Here is a 20,357-nt window from a genome sequence, read left to right as displayed (position 1 = left end):
TACCACACGGAGGGACCGAACAAGAATAAGGAAAAGATCATGAATCGTGCCCAAACCTTGCCAGGTCTTGCCGTACACACCGCGTCGTTCCGTGTCGCCCAGTGGCGCATGTTGCTGGCAGCGATGTTTTGTTATCTGTTTTTCTACACCGGGCGGCAAACATTCGGCTTCGCCATTCCGGGTATCCAGGCCGAGTTCGGCTTTACCAAGGAGCATCTGGGTTGGGCCTCGGCCGCCATGCTCTGGGCGTACGCGATTGGCCAGGCCATCAACGGCAACCTCGCCGACAAATATGGTGGCCGACGCATCATGACCGTGGGCGCAGTGCTGTCCTGTGGCGCCAACTGGGTGACGAGCTTCGCCGGCAACTTTGCAGCGTTGATTTTGCCTTGGGGCATCAATGGCTACTTCCAGGCATTGGGCTGGGCCCCGGGCAGTCGACTGATCTCCAACTGGTGGAGTGCGGGCGAACGCGGCAAAGTGTATGGCTTCTATGTGTTCGCGGCCGGGTGCGCCTCTGTCCTGTCTTACGTGACGTCGATCGTCGTACTGGAAGTGATGCACCTGGAATGGCGCTGGATCTTCCGCTTGCCCGTGCTGCTCATGTTGGCGGGGGGCATCATTTTCTACCTCGTGGCTCGGGAGCGTCCGCAGGACTTGGGGTTCGAACCGCTTGCCGACACTGGCGTAGCCAACGCCGAGGACAAGAACCACGAAGTGGCCCACGGCGAAGTCGAAACATCGGCGCAACGCTACAAAGCCGTGCTGAAGAACTTCCGTTTGATCATCGCAGCCGTGTCCCTCGGGTTTCAGAACGCTGCCCGCTATGGCTTGATCGTCTGGGTGCCGGTGCACTTTCTGGGCGCCAACTGGAAGACCGGCGACAGCATGATCGATCCGAAGTGGATCACCGTGGCACTTCCCGTCGGCATGGCCATCGGCGCACTGAGCAATGGCTGGATCTCCGACAAACTGTTCGGTTCCAAACGCTATCTGGCGATCATGCTTTACATGTTCCTCGGTGCAGCGACCAGCTTGTGGATGTGGACCCTGGCGCCGCACAGTGCGACCGGCCTGGTCGCGTTGTTCCTCTGCGGTTTCTTCGTGTACGGCCCCGCCTCCAGTTTCTGGGCGCTGTGCCCGGACCTGGTGGGTGCCAAACGCGCGGGGACGGCGACCGGTGTGATGAACTTCTCGTCCTACCTGTTCGCCGGCCTGGCGGAACCGCTGATCGGCAGTATGCTCGACAGTACCGGCAACACCTCGCTGATCTTCATCGTAGTCACCGCTGCCTGTCTCTGCAGCGCGTCGGTGGCGCTGTTCATCAGGCGTTGATGGCCCGGCTGGACAGATTGAATCAATGGCAGCGGCTCAGGAACAGGATCGTCTATGTACCAGTACCACAAGTGGCTACGTTCATTTCATGCGGTGGCCAAGACCGGCAGCTTCACCCTCGCCGCCGAGTATTTGAGCGTCGGCCAGCCCACGGTCAGTGAGCAGGTCAACGCCCTGGAGAAGAAGTTCTCCGTGGAACTGTTCCACCGCCGCGGCCGCTTTATCGAAATGAGTGCAGCTGGACACCAGCTCTACGCAATCACTCAGGGCCTGTTTGGCCAGGAGGATGAAGCCGTGCAATTGCTGCAAAGTTTCAAGCAACGCAAGACTGGCATGCTGCGCCTGGGCGCCGTCTCGCCGCCGATTGCGATGAACCTGACCTACGAACTGATGCAACGTCATCCGGACATTGAACTGGAAACCTCGTTCTCCCCGGAAAAAGAGACCCTGGATCGCCTGTTCAACTTCGATATCGATGTGGCGATCCTGGCGTTGTCCGAATTCGACCAACGCTTCGACACGCAGCTTTACCGACGCTACCCGATCATTGCCGTGGTGCGCGAGGACCATCCCTGGGCCCGGCAGAAGGAAGTGCACGTCGAGCAGATCAGCGAAGAGAAATGGGTCATGCGGGAAAAAAGTTCTCGCACCCGCCAATTGGTAGAAGAAAGCTGCAAGCAACTGGGCGTCGCCCTGAACTGCGTCATGCAGTTGAACAGCCGCGAAGCCATTGTGCATGCCATCGCCAAAGGCATCGGGATCGGTTTCGTTTCGGCTGTCGAGTACACCGAAACACCGGGGACTCGGCCCATCACCTTCGTCAATCACCCGTTTTCCATCGACTACCACTTGTGCTGTCTGGGCATCCGCCGAAACCGGCCAATGATCGCAGAGCTGTTCGACGCAAGCCCCACACCGGCCACCTGATTTCGCCTCACCCTTGAGCAATCCACAGGCCTACTTCTCGATCTCGAGAGGGACGGCCTGCCCACAACAAAAAATGGAGAATCACCATGAATTACCAACAACCGACCCAACTGCAAGCCGTGGTCCTGGACTGGGCCGGCACCGTCGTCGATTTCGGCTCCTTTGCCCCGACGCAGATTTTCGTCGAAGCGTTTGCCGAGTTCGGCGTCGCGGTTTCCCTGGAAGAAGCGCGGGGGCCGATGGGCATGGGCAAGTGGGATCACATCCGCACCCTGTGCAATCAACCGCAAATTGCCGAACGCTACCGCGCAGCCTTTGATCGCCTGCCGACCGATGACGATGTCACCGCGCTGTATGAGCGATTCATGCCGCTGCAGATCGAGAAAATCGCGCTGCACTCGGCGCTGATTCCGGGGGCCCTGAACACCATCGACGCGTTGCGCGACCAAGGCCTGAAGATCGGCTCCTGCTCCGGCTACCCGGCCGTTGTCATGGAGAAAGTGGTGGAGCTGGCGCGGCATAACGGCTACGTCGCCGACCACGTCGTCGCCACCGATGAAGTACCCAACGGTCGCCCCTACCCTGCCCAGGCCTTGGCCAACGTGATTGCCTTGGGGATCAGCGATGTCGCCGCGTGCGTGAAGGTCGACGACACTTGGCCTGGCATTCTCGAAGGCCGGGCCGCCGGGATGTGGACGGTCGCCCTGACCTGCTCCGGCAATGCGCTGGGCTTGACCTACGATCAATTCAAGGCCCTGCCCTCAGACAGGCTGGACAGCGAGCGGGCACGCATAATCAAGATGTTCGAAGGCGCACGTCCACACTATTTGATCGACACCATCGTCGATCTGCCGGCAGTGATCGAAGACATCAATGCCCGTCTGATGCGGGGTGAAACGCCGCAAGGATCCTGACCCAATCCCGGCGCCAAGCGGCCGTCCCACGGACGGTCGCCATCACTTGAAAAACTCGCTCGGCGTCTTGCCGAACTGTTTCTTGAACATGGTGGTGAACGCGCTCGGGCTGTCGTAGCCCAGCTCCCCGGCGATGTCGATGATCTTCTCCCCCACGGCGATACGCTCCAAAGCCAGCAGCAACCGAGACTGCTGACGCCACTGGCCGAAGGTCATGCCGGTTTCCTTGCGGAAGCGGCGCTGGATGGTTTTTTCGTCGAGGCCTAGCCGGGCGCTCCAGTCGGCCAGGGTCGAGCCATTTCCGGGATCACGCTGCAGTGCGCTGCAGATCTGGTTGATGCGTGGGTCGCCAGGCTGCGGCAAATTCAGTGGCAAGGTCGGCAGGATTGTCAGCTCATCCAGAATCAGGCGCAGCACGCGGGCCTCCCTTGAGTCCGGTTCACCGCTGAAGTCGAACTCGACCGAGACTTTGATCAGCTCGCTCAGCAGTGCAGAAACACTCACCGCGCGGGGTTCGACAGGCAATCCGATGCTCGCATCCGGGTGCACAAAGACACTGCGCATCTTGATCGACCCGACGCAGCGAATCGAGTGCACTTCGCCGCTCGGCATCCAGATGCCACGGCTCGGCGGCACGGTCCACTGGCTGCTTGCCGAATGCACCACCATCACGCCTTCGATGGCGTAGATCAGTTGATGCTTCTCGTGGGAGTGCGGCTGGATAAACCAGTTTTCCGGGTAATCGGTCGCGCTGCTGCGAACGTCCCATTCGCCCTGGTCGATATCCGCGAGAAATTTGTCCAGTGGCTTGATCATACTGCCCTTTTTACGATAGTAGGCGCCCGATCTGCGCGAGACGGGCGATTTCAAGGCCCCTAGGATAACGCCGAACCCTGAAATTGGCTGCGCCTTGCGTGCGCAGTTCGCGTTTTTTATCCGGAAGATCGCCCATGTCGACCACCACCCTCAGCTCCCCCTCACCCACCGCCTCGGTGGCCGCGCAAGCGAGTCCCTTGGTCATGCGCGTCGTCGGCGCCTGCGCGTTGGCGCACCTGATCAACGATTTGATCCAGGCCGTGCTGCCGTCGATCTACCCGATGCTCAAGGCCAATTACGGCCTGACGTTCACCCAGGTCGGGCTGATCACCCTGACGTTCCAGCTCACCGCTTCGCTGCTGCAACCATGGATCGGTTTCCATACCGACCGCCACCCAAAACCGTGGTTGTTGCCGGCGGGCATGGTCTGCACGCTGATTGGTATCTTGATGTTGTCCATGGTCGGCAGCTTCCCGGCGATTCTGGTCGCCTCAGCGCTGGTCGGCGTTGGCTCGTCAACCTTTCACCCGGAAACCTCGCGGGTTGCGCGACTGGCCTCAGGCGGTCGCTACGGTCTGGCGCAGTCCACCTTCCAGGTCGGTGGCAACGCCGGCAGCGCATTCGGCCCGCTGCTGGCCGCCGCGATTATCATTCCCTACGGCCAAGGCAACGTGGCCTGGTTCGGCCTGTTCGCGGTGTTCGCCATCCTCGTGCAATACGGCCTGAGCCGCTGGTATCGCAACCACCTCACCCTGTTCAAGCTCAAGCAAGGCAGCCAAGCCACCCACGGCTTGTCAAAACGCCGGGTAACCTTCGCCTTGGTCGTGCTGGCGCTGCTGGTGTTTTCCAAATACTTCTACATGGCCAGTTTCACCAGCTACTTCACCTTCTACCTGATCGAGAAGTTCGACCTGTCGGTGGCCAGTTCGCAGCTGTACCTGTTCCTGTTTCTCGGTGCCGTCGCGGCTGGGACCTTTTTTGGTGGCCCGATTGGCGACCGGATCGGCCGCAAGCAAGTGATCTGGTTCTCGATCCTTGGCGCAGCGCCCTTCACCCTCGCCCTGCCCTATGTCGACCTGTTCTGGACCGGTGTGCTGAGCATGATCATCGGCTTCATCCTCGCCTCGGCGTTCTCGGCCATCGTGGTCTTCGCCCAGGAACTGGTGCCCGGCAACGTTGGCATGATCGCCGGGGTATTCTTCGGTCTGATGTTCGGTTTCGGCGGGATCGGTGCGGCGCTGCTGGGGCATCTGGCGGATAGCCATGGCATCGAATACGTGTACACGTTGTGCTCCTTCCTGCCGCTGCTGGGAATCCTGACGATTCTGTTGCCGTCGATCAAGGAACGCCGCTGAGATGGCGACTTACCCTCGGCTTTCTTGCAGCAGCAGATCCACCACCTGCTGCATGCACAGGGCGGGCTCGAAGAGACGAGCGCTGGCCCGCGCATGACACGCCCGTTGTCGCTCAGCGCTGTTGCCGGCAAGCAACACCGCCTGGGCTTGATCGAACAACCGCGGCTCGCCCATGCGCACCGCGGTGTCTTCAAAGGTCGTCCTGGCCTGGTCCAGCCACTGCCGGGCATTCATCACAGCACCTTCGGCATCCATTACAAAACGTCCTTGCGCGCCATGGCGCTTGGCTTGCCAGCGGTTCTCCTCCAGTAACCAGCGTGTCGCCGGGTCGTGTCCTGCACACGGTCTGGCAGCCGAAATGGCGAAGGCCACCATCACTCGAAAAAGCGTCGCCAGCAGCACGGTTTCACTCAGCCGTGGGCAAGCGTCGGTCATGCGCAATTCCAGGGTTGGATAGCGGATCGCCGGACGCAGTCCCCACCAGCCATTGCCGTCGGCCTCCATCGCACCGGTGCGCCGCAGCAATGCGAGAAAGCGCCGATACTCGCCCTCGTCCTTGAAGTGTTCAGGCAGGCCCATACGTGGCCAACCTTCACAAACGACTTGGCGATAACTCATGAAACCGCTGTCAGCGCCTTCCCAGAAGGGTGAGGAACAACTGAGCAGCAGCAACAACGGCAGCCAGGGCATTACCGCGTTCATGACCGTTATGCGGTCGACGTCTTCGGGGACTTCGACGTGTACATGCAGGCCGCAAAGCACACTGCGCTGCGCCACCGATTGATACTCGCCAAACAATGAATCGAAGTGCGGTTGCGCGGTGGCGCGCTGTTCCCGCCAGCGTGCCAGCGGATGCGTGCCTGCGCAAAGCAAACCCAGGCCATGAGCGGCGAGCGTGCGATTAAGCTGTGAGCGGACATTATGGAAAAAATCGGCAGCCTGATCTGTAGAAGTGAAAACCGGTGAAGCCACCTCGATCTGTCCCTGGAACATTTCGTAGGCAAAGCTGCGGCCGACCGTCTCCCGGCATTCGTGCAACAGGTTTTTACTCGGTTCGGCGAGCATTTGCCGGGTGTCGAGGTCCGTCAGGAAATACTCTTCCTCGATGCCGAACCGGGGGCCGGGATTCATCGGGTCGCTCCGCTCACTGCCTGCGGGTCACGGTCAACGCCACGACGGCAATGCGCTCAACCCGTTCGTATCCGGGCTTGAGCAGCTCCTCGCCGAACACGTCGGGGTCCAGCTCCCGATAGGTCCAGCCAAAGGCATCGCCGGATACCAGCGGCAAGACGGACTCCAGAAACGGGTCGTGACCTGCCACCATCGCCACGCCGGTGTACAGCACCAGGCTTGCGCCCAACGCCAGGCGCGGCAACGATTCGCGCACGATGCGCAGCGACAGGCCTTCCCCCAGCGCGCCTCCGCCGTGGCGATACGCACGCTGCTGGCTGTCGTTCATGTATGGCGGGTTGGCGATGATCAGGTCGAACGGGCCTTCGACACTGCCCAGCACATCGCTGTGATAAACCGCGACATTGTTGAGGCCGGCCAACTCGGCATTGACCGCCGACAAGCGCAGCGCGCCGGGGTTGATGTCCACCGCCAGCACCTCGGCCTCGTGTCGGCTGCGCGCAGCGATCAGCGCCCCGACACCGGCGCCACAGCCGATATCGACCACACGGCGCACAGGCTCGAAACAGTGCTGCAGGTGTGCTTCGATCAGTTGCGCAAAGCGGTAGCTATCGGGGCCAAAAAAAATCGCGTCAGTCTGGGTGGTCGGATACGCCGAGTGGGCGAACAGCATGCCTTCAAGGGAAGACCAGCGCACGGTGCTGCGCCACAGCGCGCCATCGCGTTCAACAATGCCTGCGCGTTCCAGGTCTGCCAGTTCGTCAGCCGGGAACAGACTGTGCTCGAACGGCATCGACCAGCCAAAAACATCGCGCATGTCCTTGGCCAGCGGCGTAGCCAAGCGTTGATAGACGCGTTCGTGGGTCAGCGGCGTCGGTGTGATGAAGTGATATCGGTCGGCGATCAAGTGCCTGCCCAGTTCCAGCAATGTCCGATCAGCGAAGGATTGTGCCGACATGGGGTGCTCCTGTGGTCGGTGCTGGATGTTCAACGCAAAGCGCTGCGCAATTCAACGAAGCGGCGGGTGGCGTAGAGCCCGGCCGGACGGCAATGCCGCTGCGCCGACAGCCACGGAATCAACTGCTGCAGCTGCAGCTGCGGCTCGAGGTTGCGCAGTGACGCTTGCAGCGTCTTGAGTTCTGGATCGTCCGCCCACCTATCATCGGGAAGGTCTGCGGTGTGATCCCGGTGGCGCGATGGGCGAGGTTGCGGTTCTCGCCAATCGCCCGCAATCCAGTCCTTCAAAAGCTGTTTTTCATACCCGCTGAACACCCCGAACATCGCCGCACTGCTGCCTTCGATCAGTTGCCAGAATCGGCTGTCCTGCGGCGCCTGATGGCGCTTGATCCAACCCTTTTTCTCCAGAGCAACCAGAAAGCCTTCAATTTGACCGGGCGCCGCCAGCCACTGATTGACGGTTTTTCCTTCGACCCGGCAATAGTCCGAATGCATGTGCTGACCAAAGCGGCGCTTGCGTTCCAGCATGGCGATGACTTCGCGTTGCAGGTCGAACCCTTTGATCACCAACGTCGAACCGAGGCCCAGGTCATTCAGGCGATAGCCCAGCGTCATGCGACGATAAAACTCAGCCCTGCCCTCGCCCAAGGGCAACAGGTCCAGAACCGATTGCACAGCCTTGCAGCCGTGGCCACTGCTGACGTTGTCGATCGTCACGTGCAGGGTGAAATAGTACGGGTCGATCCCCAGCTCACGCAGTTCAAAAGCGGTGATCAACAGGTGCAGGGGCAGTTGCTCGTAACCGAGGTTGTAGCCAATGACCTCGGGCAAAAACTGTTCCGCGCAACGACCGAGCGCCAGTTGCACAGCGCCTTGCAGGAAAAGTTCGTCATTGAGCGCCTGCTTGTCGCCGCAGTCGTGGGCGGCGAGCAACTTGCGATAAATCACCACATGGTTCTGTCGCGGGTCGCCGTTGCCGAGTTCTTCAAGGTAAGTGCTGAGCAAGCCATCGAAGCGCCAGTCCTGCCAATGCTCCAGCACACCTTCCAGCCACGCGCCGTCGACTTCTTTGGTCGGTGCCACGCGTTGCAGGAAATACAGCGCATGAGCCTTGTTCTGAAAATAACGAGGCCCGTCTCCTTGCCTGCGCGCTTCAAGGTATTGGGCATACGCACCGGCGACTTCGGCGCAATGGTCTTGCGCCCATGACGACAATTGCTCCGGACTCTCGGGCACATCGCTCGGCAGTTCGGCGGCAAGTGCCAGTTGCTGGCGCAGGAATTGTTCAGCCCGTTGATCGGCATCGGGGGCGTTGCTGTAAAGCGCATCATAGAGTTCGCGCAACGGGCCAGCGGTTGCCTGTGCAACCGTTGAGGGGGAGCCGGATAACGGGGTGAACAATGTCATGGGGCTAATCTCCTGCCGCTGTCTTTGGCGCCGACGCAAATGCGTGTGCGTTCAACAGAAGATTTGGCTCGACAGGGAAAATTCCATCGGCTTGCGGGTACCACGGACCGGTGGCTGATCACTTTTGCTACCAACCCTGTAGCACTCGGTAACACCCGGCCCCGTTGCGGTGCGTATTTTCATGGGTTCGGCCCTGCCGGCCCCGCCAACACCGGGAAACACGCCATGGCGTAGTTTGTGCATCCCAACGCCATCTTCTTCAGTCTGTAGTCGCCATGCGCCCCAAGGAACTCAAACTCTGGACCACCGGTGTCGCCCATCTGCTGGACCTGCCTGCCGGGCATGCACGGCTGTCGGGCTTGAGCCACTGGCTACGGCAGATTTGCCCGGTCGATCATTTCGTGTTGTTCGTCTACGAAGGCAATCACCGGCCCCTGGCGTTGTTCGACACCTTCTCGGCGGACAAACGCGCGGTGTATGTCGACGACTACCAGTGCGGGCCATACTTGCTCGACCCGTTCTACCTGGCCTGCACCCGCGGGCAGGCGCCCGGGTTGTGGCGATTGCGCCAGTTCGCGCCCGACCACTTCTACCTCGGCGAATACTTTCTGACGTATTACCAGCAAACCGGACTGGCCGAGGAAGTGGCGTTCTTCGTCGACCTCGGCGATGGCGCCATGGCGGTGTTGTCGCTGATGCGTTCCAGCGCCAATTGCGCGTTCAGCCGTGACGAAATGCAGTTGGTCGAATGCGCGCAAGCAGTGGTCGAGCAAGTCATCAGCGAAGCCTGGCGCCTGCGTCAGGCCCAGCAACCGCGCCCGGCACAGGACCTGGACTTCAAGATCCGCGAAGCCTTCGACCACTTTGGCGCACACATCCTTACCGGACGTGAGCAGGAAATCGTGCAACTGCTGCTGCGCGGCCACTCCAGTGCCTCGGTGGCCGAACAACTGAACATCAGCCCCGGCACGGTGAAGATCCACCGCAAGAACATCTACGCCAAGTTGGGAATCGGCAGCCAGTCGGAGTTGTTGGGGTTGTTTATTCGGGAGTTGACGGAGGAACCCTTGCAAGCCTGAAAAAACGCACGACACCTCCCCCCGCAGGAACTGCCGCAGGCTGCGATCTTTTGATTTTTTTTGCACTTGAACGCCGAAGATCAAGATCAAAGGATCGCAGCCTGCGCCAGCTCCTACAGGGATAGCGCCTATCCCCCAAGGGATATATACAGCGCAAAACCCCGATTGCTAGTTTGGCCCCCGACGCACTGATTGATCACTGCAAGGGAGCCCGACCGTGAACGACACCCCGCCAAGCGATATCGAATTCTGCAATGTGGTCAAACGCTACGGCGAGGTGCAGGCCGTCAGCGGTCTGGATTTCGCGGTGCGGCGTGGCTCGTTTCATTCCTTTCTCGGCGGTTCGGGCTGTGGCAAGACCACCACCCTGCGCATGATCGCCGGTTTCGAACAGCCCACCAGCGGCGAGGTTCGTCTGGCGGGTAAAAACGTGGCCGGTGTGCCGGCGTACGAGCGACCGGTGAACATGGTGTTCCAGCATTACGCGCTGTTCCCGCACCTGAGCGTGGCGCAAAACATTGCCTACGGCTTGCGCTATCGCAATCCGCGCCCGGACAAAAAGCAGCAACTGCGCATGGCCGATGAAGCGTTGGAGATGGTTCGCCTGAGCGGCTTTGGCCAGCGCAAGCCAAGTGAATTGTCCGGCGGCCAGCAACAGCGCGTCGCCCTCGCCCGCGCCCTGGTCAACAAGCCGACGGTGTTGCTGCTCGACGAGCCCCTGGCCGCGCTTGACCGCAAGCTGCGCAAGGAAATGCAATCGGAGCTACTGCGCCTGCAACGGGAGGTCGGCATCACCTTCGTGCTGGTCACCCACGACCAGGAAGAAGCCCTGTCGATGAGCGACAGCATCAGCGTGATGCACAACGGCTCGATCATCCAGACCGCCACTCCGGAACAACTCTACGAAGCTCCGGCCAGTCGCTACGTGGCTGACTTTATCGGCGAGTCCAACCTGTTCGACGGCACCGTGCGCCAGCTCAACGGCAACTCGGTGGTGCTGCGCACCGAGCAAGGGCTGGAACTGATCAGCCCGCTGACGCCTACCGGCAAAGGCCTGAGCGCCAACGCCGCCGGTTGCATCGCCGTGCGCCCGGAACTGATCAGCATCGCCAGCGCCAACGCTGAAATGACCCGGGAAGTGAAGCTGCAAGGTTGCGTGGAAGATCGCATTTACCTGGGCAACTCCACCGAATACCGCGTGCGCACCCAGGCCTTCGGCGTGGTCTGCGTGCGGGTGCCGCGCCAGCAGGACCACGGCGCCAATGCATTTGAACACGGCGCGCCAGTGCGCGTCGGCTGGGATCACGCCAATGGCCTGGCCATGGCGTTGTAAATCATCGATTCGTTTCATCAACCGGATGTGGAGCGTGCTATGGACCAGAAGACTTTTATAAAAACCCTGCGCAGCTGGCAGAACGGCTCGATCAGCCGCCGCGAGTTCCTTGGCCGCACCGGCCTGGGTATCGCCGCCGCCGTCGTCGCCACCAACATGCCCGGCCTGCTGACCTCCACCGCCGAGGCCGCAGAGCAAGGCAAACTGGGGGATCGCCTGTCGCTGGCGACCTGGCCGAACTACCACAGCCAGGAAAACCTCGACGCTTTCGGTAAGACCACCGGCGCCCGGGTCTCCATGAGCGTGTTCGGTTCCAACGAAGAAATGCTCGCCAAATTGCAGGCCGGCGGCAGTGGCTGGGACGTATTGGTACCAACCAACTACACCATCAGCACCTACGTCGGCCTGGGGCTGATCGAACCGCTGGACCTGTCGCGTCTTCCCAACTTCGACGCGTCGGCGTTCCAGCAGAAGTTCATGGCCCAAGGCACGGTAGACGGCAAGGTCTACGCGGTGCCGAAAAACTGGGGCACCACCGGCATGCTCTACGATGCCGGCAAACTGAAAAACGGCCCGACCAGCTGGAAGGAATTCTGGGCCGCCGCACAAGGTCCGGCCAGCGGCCGCACGATGGTCCACGACTACCAGTTGACTGCCATCGGCAACGCCCTGAAAAGCTTCGGCTACAGCTTCAACTCCCTGGACCCGAAAGAACTGGCCGACGCGGAAAAACTACTGATCGAGGTCAAGCCGCACCTGTTCGCGATCAACTCCGACATCCAACCGTCGATGCGCAGCGGCGATGCCTGGCTGGCGATGTCCTGGACCGGCGATGCCTCGCAACTGCACCGCGACAACGCGCAAATGCAGTTCGAGCTGGGCAAGGAAGGCGGCGAGCTGTGGAGCGACTTCTTCGCCATCCCCAAAAGTTCGGAGCACAAGGACGCCGCGTACGCTTTCATCAACTACCTGCTCGATCCGCAGCACAACAAGCTTGAAGTGCTGAGCCACGGCTACCCGAGCGGCGACAAGCGTGTCGACGCGCTGCTGCCGGTGGCGATGCTCGACGATCCGATCATGTACCCGGCCGCCGAGGCCCTGAGCCCGTTGGAGTTCGGTGCCGCCGCGACGCTGACCAGCCCGGCGCGCGCTGAACTGATGGCGCGTTTCAAGTCCGCCTGATCGCCTGACCATGGCCAATGAGGAGTCACCCATGAATGCCGCCGCCCACCCGCAAACGGTGCAGCCGGGCCATGCCCTGTCGGTCGAGGTGCGCCAACGGCGCAGCCTCGGCCGGCGCATCACCCTGCTGATGCTTTTGCCTTCGACCTTGTGGTTCCTGCTGCTGTTGTTGATGCCGCTGGTGATCATCCTGGTCTTCAGTTTCGGCGAGCGCAGCGCCGTGGGCGGTTACGCCGGTGGCTTCACGGTGGCCAACTACCTGAACCTCGGTTCTCGCGGCGCGGCGTTCAGCAACACGCTGATGCTGGCGCCGCTGGGCACCCTGGTGTGCCTGGTGGCGGCTTATCCATTGGCGTACTTCCTGGCGGTCAAGGTCACAAGGAACCGCTCGCTGTTGCTGACCCTGGTGATCGTGCCGTTCTGGACCAGTTTCCTGATCCGCACCTACGCGTGGATTTTCATCCTCAGCGGCAAGGGCATTCCGGCGCTGCTGGCCAGCCTGGGTCTTGAGGATGTGCGGCTGATCAATACGCCGTGGGCGGTGCTGATCGGGATCGTCTACGGCTACCTGCCGCTGATGGTGTTCCCGATCTACGTCAGCCTGGAAAAACTCGACAAGCGCCTGCTCGAAGCCTCGGCGGACCTGGGCGCCAGCGCCTTCGAAAGCTTTCGCCGGATCACTCTGCCGCTGTCCGCGCCGGGGATTATTACCGGGGTGATGCTGGTGTTCATCCTGTTGATGGGCGAGTTCCTGATCCCGGCCATTCTCGGCGGCGGCAAGGTGTTCTTTGTCGGCAACGCGCTGGTCGACCTGTTCCTGCAATCGCGCAACTGGCCGTTCGGCAGTGCGCTGGCGATGACGCTGGTGGCGATGATGCTGCTGATCATCGGCGTGTATCTGAAACTGGTGGCGCGCTACGGCGGCCGCCCTGCCGATGGAGGCCTGTGACATGTGGCTGCGCAGCTATTCAACCTCGCTGTACCTGTTCCTCTACGCGCCGATTGCCTTGATCGTGTTGTTCAGCTTCAACGCCGGGCGCAGTGGCCTGGCGTTCCAGTGCTGTTCGGTGCAGTGGTTCGGCACCGCATTCGGCAACCCGTTCATCATGGAGGCACTGGGTAACAGCGCGCTGATTGCTTTTAGCTCGGCGGTGATCGCCACGCTGTTCGGCACCCTGGCGGTGTTCGGTTTGCAGCGCTGCGGCCCCAAAGTGCGCCTGCTGTTCGATGCGCTGACCTATTGCGCAATCATCGTGCCGGGCATCGTCATCGGCATCTCGACGCTGATCGCCTTCATCAGCCTGTTCGACCTGATCAACCCACTGCTGGCGAGTTGGTTGCCGACGGTGCCGAAGTTGAACATGGGCTTCTTCACCGTGATCGCCGCGCACTCGTTGTTCACCATGGCGCTGGTGATGGTGATCGTGCGCAGTCGCGTCGACTCGCTCGACAAGGCCTTGCTGGAAGCCTCGGCGGACTTGTACGCCCCGCCGATGGACACCTTCTGGCGAGTCACCCTGCCGCAGATCAGTCCGGCGATCATGGCCGGGTTCCTGCTGGCTTTCACCTTTAGCTTCGACGATTTCATCATCGCGTTCTTCGTCGCCGGTTCCGAAACGACCTTGCCGATCTACATCTTTTCATCCATCCGCCGCGGCGTGACGCCGGAGATCAATGCAGTGTCCACGGTGATCATCTGCGTGTCGCTGGCCTTGCTGTTCACTTCCCGCCATCTGCAAAACCGCCGCACCGGCGTTCAGGAGTCGCACCATGCGTGATCAGCTCTACATCAACGGCGAATGGGTCAGCCCGGATCTGGGCGGTTATCTGGACGTGATCGACCCAGCCACCGAGCAAGTCTTCCATCGCGTCGCGGCAGGCACTGAAGAGGACGTTGACCACGCCGTGCGTGCGGCCCGTCGCGCCTTCGACAGTGGCTGGAGCCAGACCACCGGCGCCGAGCGCGCGCAGTGGCTGGAAGCATTGGCCAATGAACTGGAAAGCGGCCAGCAGGCACTGGCGGAGCTGGAAGTGCGTGACAACGGCAAACCGTTGCCAGAAGCGCAGTGGGACATTGGCGACGCGATTGGGTGCTTGCGTTATTACGCAGGGTTGGCCCGCGATCTCGATCAACAGCAGGACCAACCGCTGGCCTTACCGGACGCACGCTTCCGCTGCCGCATCCGCCACGAGCCGATTGGCGTGGCCGGGCAGATCATTCCCTGGAACTACCCGTTGCTGATGGCCGCGTGGAAGGTTGCGCCAGCCCTTGCCGCCGGGGCCACGGTGGTGTTGAAACCGTCCGAGCTGACGCCGTTGACCGCCCTGGAGCTGGCGGCCGCCGCCGACCGCATCGGCTTACCCGCTGGAGTGCTGAACGTAGTGACCGGACTCGGTGCCGAGGCTGGCAGCCCGCTCACCGAGCACCCGGGCGTGGACAAACTGGCCTTCACCGGCAGCGTGCCCACCGGGGCGAAAATCATGTCGGCGGCGGCGCTGGACATCAAGAACATCAGTCTGGAGCTGGGTGGCAAGTCAGCCTTCATCGTGTTTGACGACGCTGATATCGATGCCGCAGTGGAGTGGATTCTGTTCGGAATTTTCTGGAACCAGGGCCAGGTGTGCAGCGCCACGTCACGCTTGCTGGTTCAAGAATCCATCGCCCCGCGCCTGATCGAACGGCTGGTAGAAGAAACCCGCAAGATCAGCATGGGTCCCGGCATGCAGCCCGGTGTACTGCTCGGTCCGCTGGTCAGCCAGGGCCAGTACGACAAGGTGCTCGGGTTCATCGATCAAGGACTGGCCAGTGGCGCCCGTTTGCTCACGGGTGGGCGGCGGCCGGCCCACCTGAACCAAGGTTACTTCATCGAACCGGCGATTTTTGATGAGCCAGGCCACAGCAGCATTCTATGGCGCGAAGAGGTGTTCGGTCCGGTGCTGTGCATCAAGCGCTTCAAGACCGAAGAGCAAGCCGTGCAGATGGCCAACGCCAGCCGCTTCGGCCTCGCTGCCGCCGTGATGAGCGCCGACTTGCAGCGCACGGCCCGCGTCGCCAACCAACTGCGCGCCGGGATCGTCTGGGTCAATTGCTCGCAACCGACCTTCGTCGAAGCGCCCTGGGGCGGCATGAAACACAGCGGCATCGGCCGTGAACTGGGGCAATGGGGGCTGCACAATTACCTGGAGGTCAAACAAGTGACCGAGTACATCAGCGATCAGCCGTGGGGTTGGTACTTGAAGTAAGCAGGCCCTGTAGGAGCGAGCATGCTCGCGATAGCGGTGGGCCGGCCAATATCTCTGTTGGACGTGCCGACCTCTTCGCGGGCAAGCCCGCTCCTACCGGGATTTGTGGACGGCCGGCGGATTGGCATTCACTGAAGATCAAACTGTAGGAGCGAGCATGCTCGCGATGGCGGTGGGCCGGCCAATATCTCTGTTGGACGTGCCGACCTCTTCGCGGGCAAGCCCGCTCCTACAGGGATTTGTGGACGGCCGGCGGATTGGCATTCACTGAAGATCAAACTGTAGGAGCGAGCATGCTCGCGATAGCGGTGGGCCGGCCAATATCTCTGTTGGACGTGCCGACCTCTTCGCGGGCAAGCCCGCTCCTACAGGGATTTGTAATCAGCGGGATTGGCGTTCACTGAAGATCAGGCTGTGTATCACTGTGTATCGAACCGGTTTCCCGATACACAGGCTTTCATCCCTCCCACCCTTTCGACACAGAACGGATACGTCACCGCGTTCAAATGCAGGCACGGTTTGAAGGGGAGCACCCCAGAGCCCCTGGCCAATGGCTTGCAACGGAGACATCCCCATGAAGATGGCATTGCAGAAACACTTCACCGCTCACCGCTCACCGCCTGGTCGGCTCGTCGGTCCTTGCTCTCACCCTGTTAAGTGGTTTCGGCGTGGCCCACGCGCAAGCGACTGCGCCCTCGACCAGCGCCAGCGCCTCGTACTCGACCCCTTCTCCGTTCGGCCCGCTCAAACACGTCAACGCCGGCCTGCTGAACGTGGCCTATGCCGAAACCGGGCCGGCCGATGGCCCGGTGGTGATACTGCTGCACGGCTGGCCCTACGACATTCACAGCTATGACGAAGTCGCGCCCTTGCTCGCCGCCAAGGGCTATCGCGTGCTGATGCCGTATGCCCGTGGGTATGGCGACACGCATTTCCTGTCCGAGAAGACCATGCGCAATGGCCAGCCGGCCGCACTGGCCAGTGATGTCATCGACTTCATGGATGCACTCCAGATCAAACAAGCCGTGCTAGGGGGTTATGACTGGGGCGCTCGGTCGGCCGATATCGTGTCGGCACTGTGGCCGGAACGGGTCAAGGCACTGGTGTCGGTCAGCGGCTATCTGATCGGCAATCAGGCGGCGGGCCAGAATCCTTTGCCACCCAAGGCTGAGTTGCAATGGTGGTATCAGTTCTACTTCGCCACCGACCGAGGTCGTGCCGGGTACGAAAAGAACACCCACGACTTCGCCAAGTTGATCTGGCAATTGGCGTCGCCGAAATGGGCGTTCGATGACGCTACCTTCGACCGCAGCGCCAAGGCCTTGAGCAACCCCGACCATGTCGACATCACCGTGTTCAACTACCGCTGGCGACTCGGGCTGGTAAAAGGCGAAAGCCAATACGAAGCGCTGGAGCAAAAACTTGCCACGGCGCCGCCGATCAACGTGCCGACCATCACCCTCGAAGGCGACGCCAACGGCGCTCCGCACCCGGCCCCCGAGGACTATGCCAGGCGATTCACCGGCAAATACGAGTTCCGCCTGATCAACGGCGGCATCGGCCACAACCTGCCGCAGGAAGATCCACAGGCGTTCGCCAAGGCGGTGATTGACGCGGATCATCTTTGAGGTGAGTCAGGCACCTTCACAGCAACGGCCCGTGTGACTGACCGGGCCGCTGTTTTCCGGGCGAGATGTACTGCAAAGAAAAACGCCACACCCTTCACTATTTCCGGCCACCCCCCACGCACAGGGGCATTTACCCCAGAGCTGGTTGGATTGCCCCAGCCCCGCCTTTCATCATTCTGGTTGCCGCGATGGCTGTGGCATTCGCTGTCCCCGGTTTCAGGCGCAACGCTGCAAAAGTGCCGGGGTCTTTCTCATTCGTCGCTCGCCCAAGCCTGTTGGCATAGAGAATGCTGGGTAATCACCCAGGCGTGACCTGCAAACCCAAGCGGGCGAACAGGGATATGAACCACACCAAAGGACACTCGCCATGCATGCACTATCCGCATTGTTCAGGCGCCTGCCTCAAAGAACGAGTGGCTCGATTGCGCCCATTGGACAATTCAACCTCCTGCGCTGGTTTTCAGTCATCAGTTTCATTCTCATCAGTGCGATCGCTGTCGGATTGGGTACGGTTTCAACGCGTTTTCTGGTGACCGAAAGCCTGGAGCGCGACGCCCTGCTGTCAGCGCAGTTCATTCAGACCATCGCGACCGGCGAGATACGCCATCACCAACTGCTCGGAATGCGAATGGGGGATGTGCTGGCGGCCACCCCGTATGGGATGTTGTCGGATGAAATGACGCAGAACAGGCACCGTGCACGCTCGGAGTTTCTCGACCACCTTTCGCACCTCCCCGATTCACTGCTGATCAGCATCTATTCCCCGCTGCGAACGGTGATCTGGTCCACCAACCCACAACGGGTCGGGCAGCGATTTCTGAACAACGACGCGCTGGAAGCAGCCTTTAGCTCCCGGGATCGCGTTTCCACCCAATACAGCGATGCGGATGAAGTCCGCGCCGAGCAGCAATTTTTGTATCCACCCAAAATGTTCTTCATCGAGAGCTACATTCCCCTGGTCGATGACCTGGGGAATACCCTGGCGGTGGTGGAAATCTACAAGGAACCGTTCGACCTGATTGAACGGTTCAACCGGGGGCATCGAATCATCTGGCTGGCCACGGCCGTGGGCGGCCTGCTCTTGTATTTCGGGCTCTACTGGATGGTCCGGCGGGCATCGATCCAGCTGGCGTCCCAGCAAGCCCAGCTGGTTGCCAACAAGACCTACGTTGGCCTGGTCGAGATGTCCACGGCGGTGGCCCACAGTTTGCGCAATCCACTGGCCTGCATCCGCTCCAGTGCTGAACTGGCCAACGACATGGACGGTCAACCGGCGACCAAAAACATCGCCGACATCGTCAACCAGGTTGATCGCATGTCCAAGTGGGTCCATGAGTTGCTACAGTGCTTGCGCCCGATCCACGGCGAGCCAGAGCTGGTGGAGCCCATGGCGATCGTTCAGGCCACAGTGTCCCGCTTCGGTACGCAACTGGCCCAGTCTAGAATTCATGTCGACCTCAACGGCAACGAGCAAACGCCACGGGTAGTCAGCAACCCGCATTTGCTTACGCAAATCGTCGACAGTGTGATGGCCCATGCCATCGAATCGATGCCTGCCGGGGGGACATTGACTATCAAGTCCCGCCTGGAGGACAGCCACCAATGGCTGCATCTGTCGATCGATGACACCGGGGAAGGCGCATCGCGTCAGCAGGAAATGCTCGCGTTCAAGTCTTTCTACACCACCCGGCAAGGCAGGCTGGGTATCGGGTTGATCATGGTGAAACAGATCATGGAAAGTTTTGGTGGAGAGGCCAGTCTGACCCGTCACGAACAACAAGGAACGTCGGTGCGATTGAGTTTCAGGGTGATAGAGAGAACAGACAGCTCCCTGCGATAAACCTTGCCCGTATCCCCGGTCATTGCTCAAATCCTTGAGCACCAACGGTACAAAGTGCAGCGCCCGCAACCCGCTACACTTTCTTCGCTCGGCCGTTGCACCCGTACGGCCGACTCCCCTGACACTTGATCCGGAGGTCTCCCATGAGCGACGCCAGTACCGAACTCAAAACCTTCACCGGCTGGGCCGCCACTGCAGCCGGCGCGCCACTGGAACGCCACAGCTACGATCCAGGTCCCTTGGGCAATGACGAAGTGGAAGTCGCCGTGGAATATTGCGGCGTCTGCCATTCCGACCAGTCGCTGATCGATAACGATTGGGGCATCAGCCAGTACCCGTTCATTCCTGGGCACGAGGTTGTCGGTCGGGTGGTGCGGGCAGGCGCGCAAGTGCGTGGTCTCAAGGTCGGCCAACGGGTGGGCATTGGCTGGTACAAGGGCAGTTGCATGCACTGCTCGTCCTGTATCGAAGGCTCGCATAACCTGTGCCGTACGGTGCAACCGACCATCATCGGCAGTAACGGCGGTTTTGCCGACCGCCTGCGCTCGCACTGGGCCTGGGCCCTGCCGATCCCCGACGGGCTCGACCCGGCCATGGCCGGACCACTGTTCTGCGCAGGCTCAACGGTGTTCAACCCACTGGTGGAATTCGGCATCAAGCCCACTGATCGAGTGGGTGTGGTCGGCATCGGCGGACTCGGTCATCTGGCGCTGGGTTTTCTCAATGCCTGGGGCTGCGAAGTCACCGCATTCACTTCGTCATTGAGCAAACAGGATGAAGCCAAGCGCTTGGGCGCGCACAAGGTGGTGGCCTCGACCGACAGCGAAGCGCTGAAGGCCATCGCCGGCACCCTGGATTTTCTGTTGATCACCGCCAACGCCGATCTGGACTGGGCGGCCATGCTTGCCACCCTGCGTGGCAAAGGCCGACTGCATTTTGTCGGCATCGTGCCCGGTGCGATTCCGGTTCATGTGTTCGACCTGATCCCGCAGCAAAAAACCTTGTCCGCCTCGCCAGTCGGGTCGCCTGCCAACACGGCGCTGATGCTGGAGTTCTGCGCCCGGCATCAGATTCTGCCGCAGGTCGAGATGTTTCCCATGAGCCGGGTCAACGAGGCAGTCGAACATTTGCGCAGCGGCAAGGCGCGTTACCGCGTCGTGCTGGATGCCAGTAAATGACCGCCCCGCTCACACCTTAGGGATTGGCCGCC

The 20,357-nt window shown here is 61.1% G+C and carries 16 protein-coding genes and 1 pseudogene; 13 read left to right on the top strand and 4 right to left on the bottom strand.

From position 1 onward, the window contains the following. The first annotated feature begins 39 nt into the window (after positions 1 to 39). The 3 genes from QMK58_RS13025 (at position 40) to phnX (ending at position 3,176) form a co-directional block, all read left to right on the top strand. On the top strand, positions 40 to 1,335 hold the full coding sequence (locus QMK58_RS13025; RefSeq protein ID WP_053160971.1) for an MFS transporter: 1,296 nt from the start codon (positions 40 to 42) through the stop codon (positions 1,333 to 1,335). 54 nt (positions 1,336 to 1,389) lie between these two features. After that, positions 1,390 to 2,262 (top strand): LysR substrate-binding domain-containing protein, encoded by an 873-nt coding sequence (locus QMK58_RS13020; protein WP_053160973.1) that lies wholly within the window; start codon positions 1,390 to 1,392, stop codon positions 2,260 to 2,262. An 86-nt stretch (positions 2,263 to 2,348) separates the two neighbouring features. Then, entirely contained in the window at positions 2,349 to 3,176 is an 828-nt protein-coding gene (gene phnX / locus QMK58_RS13015; RefSeq protein ID WP_053160975.1) for a phosphonoacetaldehyde hydrolase, read from the top strand. A 42-nt stretch (positions 3,177 to 3,218) separates the two neighbouring features. On the opposite strand, the gene QMK58_RS13010 is transcribed toward phnX, so the two are convergent. Then, on the bottom strand, positions 3,219 to 3,992 hold the full coding sequence (locus QMK58_RS13010; protein WP_053160977.1) for an AraC family transcriptional regulator: 774 nt from the start codon (positions 3,990 to 3,992) through the stop codon (positions 3,219 to 3,221). A gap of 134 nt (positions 3,993 to 4,126) precedes the next feature. Between QMK58_RS13010 and QMK58_RS13005 the strand changes: the two genes are divergently transcribed. Continuing rightward, on the top strand, positions 4,127 to 5,347 hold the full coding sequence (locus QMK58_RS13005) for an MFS transporter (RefSeq protein ID WP_053160979.1): 1,221 nt from the start codon (positions 4,127 to 4,129) through the stop codon (positions 5,345 to 5,347). Positions 5,348 to 5,356: 9 nt separating this feature from the next. On the opposite strand, the gene QMK58_RS13000 is transcribed toward QMK58_RS13005, so the two are convergent. From QMK58_RS13000 to QMK58_RS12990, 3 genes are read right to left on the bottom strand one after another with little or no spacing between them, the layout of a single operon-like run. Next, a complete protein-coding gene (locus QMK58_RS13000; protein WP_053160981.1) occupies positions 5,357 to 6,478 on the bottom strand; it encodes a carboxylate-amine ligase in 1,122 nt (373 codons plus the stop codon). Between the two features lie 13 nt (positions 6,479 to 6,491). Next, on the bottom strand, positions 6,492 to 7,436 hold the full coding sequence (locus QMK58_RS12995; protein WP_053160983.1) for a methyltransferase: 945 nt from the start codon (positions 7,434 to 7,436) through the stop codon (positions 6,492 to 6,494). Positions 7,437 to 7,465: 29 nt separating this feature from the next. After that, entirely contained in the window at positions 7,466 to 8,842 is a 1,377-nt protein-coding gene (locus tag QMK58_RS12990; protein WP_053160985.1) for an iron-containing redox enzyme family protein, read from the bottom strand. A gap of 275 nt (positions 8,843 to 9,117) precedes the next feature. On the opposite strand from QMK58_RS12990, the gene QMK58_RS12985 reads away from it, so the two are divergent. The 9 genes and pseudogenes from QMK58_RS12985 to ahr all read left to right on the top strand — a co-directional run bounded on the left by QMK58_RS12985 (position 9,118) and on the right by ahr (position 20,325). Continuing rightward, positions 9,118 to 9,921 carry a response regulator transcription factor gene (locus QMK58_RS12985; RefSeq protein WP_053160987.1) on the top strand — a complete coding sequence of 268 codons (804 nt, stop codon included), beginning with the start codon at positions 9,118 to 9,120 and terminating at the stop codon, positions 9,919 to 9,921. A 217-nt stretch (positions 9,922 to 10,138) separates the two neighbouring features. Then, positions 10,139 to 11,254: an ABC transporter ATP-binding protein gene (locus QMK58_RS12980; RefSeq protein WP_053160989.1), complete on the top strand. Its 1,116-nt coding sequence runs from the start codon at positions 10,139 to 10,141 to the stop codon at positions 11,252 to 11,254. Positions 11,255 to 11,293: 39 nt separating this feature from the next. After that, entirely contained in the window at positions 11,294 to 12,436 is a 1,143-nt protein-coding gene (locus tag QMK58_RS12975; protein WP_053160991.1) for an ABC transporter substrate-binding protein, read from the top strand. Between the two features lie 31 nt (positions 12,437 to 12,467). Next, on the top strand, positions 12,468 to 13,385 hold the full coding sequence (locus QMK58_RS12970) for an ABC transporter permease (protein ID WP_053160994.1): 918 nt from the start codon (positions 12,468 to 12,470) through the stop codon (positions 13,383 to 13,385). A 1-nt stretch (position 13,386) separates the two neighbouring features. Beyond that, positions 13,387 to 14,214 (top strand): ABC transporter permease, encoded by an 828-nt coding sequence (locus tag QMK58_RS12965; protein ID WP_053160996.1) that lies wholly within the window; start codon positions 13,387 to 13,389, stop codon positions 14,212 to 14,214. After that, positions 14,207 to 15,679, top strand: coding sequence for an aldehyde dehydrogenase family protein (locus tag QMK58_RS12960; protein WP_320396405.1), 1,473 nt, complete (start codon positions 14,207 to 14,209; stop codon positions 15,677 to 15,679). The genes QMK58_RS12965 and QMK58_RS12960 overlap by 8 nt, the downstream gene beginning before the upstream one ends. A 574-nt stretch (positions 15,680 to 16,253) precedes the next feature. Continuing rightward, positions 16,254 to 17,307 (top strand): annotated as a pseudogene (locus tag QMK58_RS12955) (alpha/beta fold hydrolase). 367 nt (positions 17,308 to 17,674) lie between these two features. Further along, complete coding sequence (locus QMK58_RS12950; RefSeq protein WP_053161002.1) at positions 17,675 to 19,147, top strand: sensor histidine kinase; 1,473 nt, start codon at positions 17,675 to 17,677, stop codon at positions 19,145 to 19,147. Between the two features lie 143 nt (positions 19,148 to 19,290). Continuing rightward, entirely contained in the window at positions 19,291 to 20,325 is a 1,035-nt protein-coding gene (gene ahr / locus QMK58_RS12945; protein ID WP_053161005.1) for an NADPH-dependent aldehyde reductase Ahr, read from the top strand. The last annotated feature ends 32 nt before the right edge of the window (positions 20,326 to 20,357 follow it).

The organism is Pseudomonas sp. P8_241, assembly GCF_034008315.1.
Lineage (GTDB): Bacteria > Pseudomonadota > Gammaproteobacteria > Pseudomonadales > Pseudomonadaceae > Aquipseudomonas.
The sequence above is the reverse complement of the archived record's forward strand: the minus strand, read 5'-3'. Positions and strand labels throughout refer to the sequence as shown.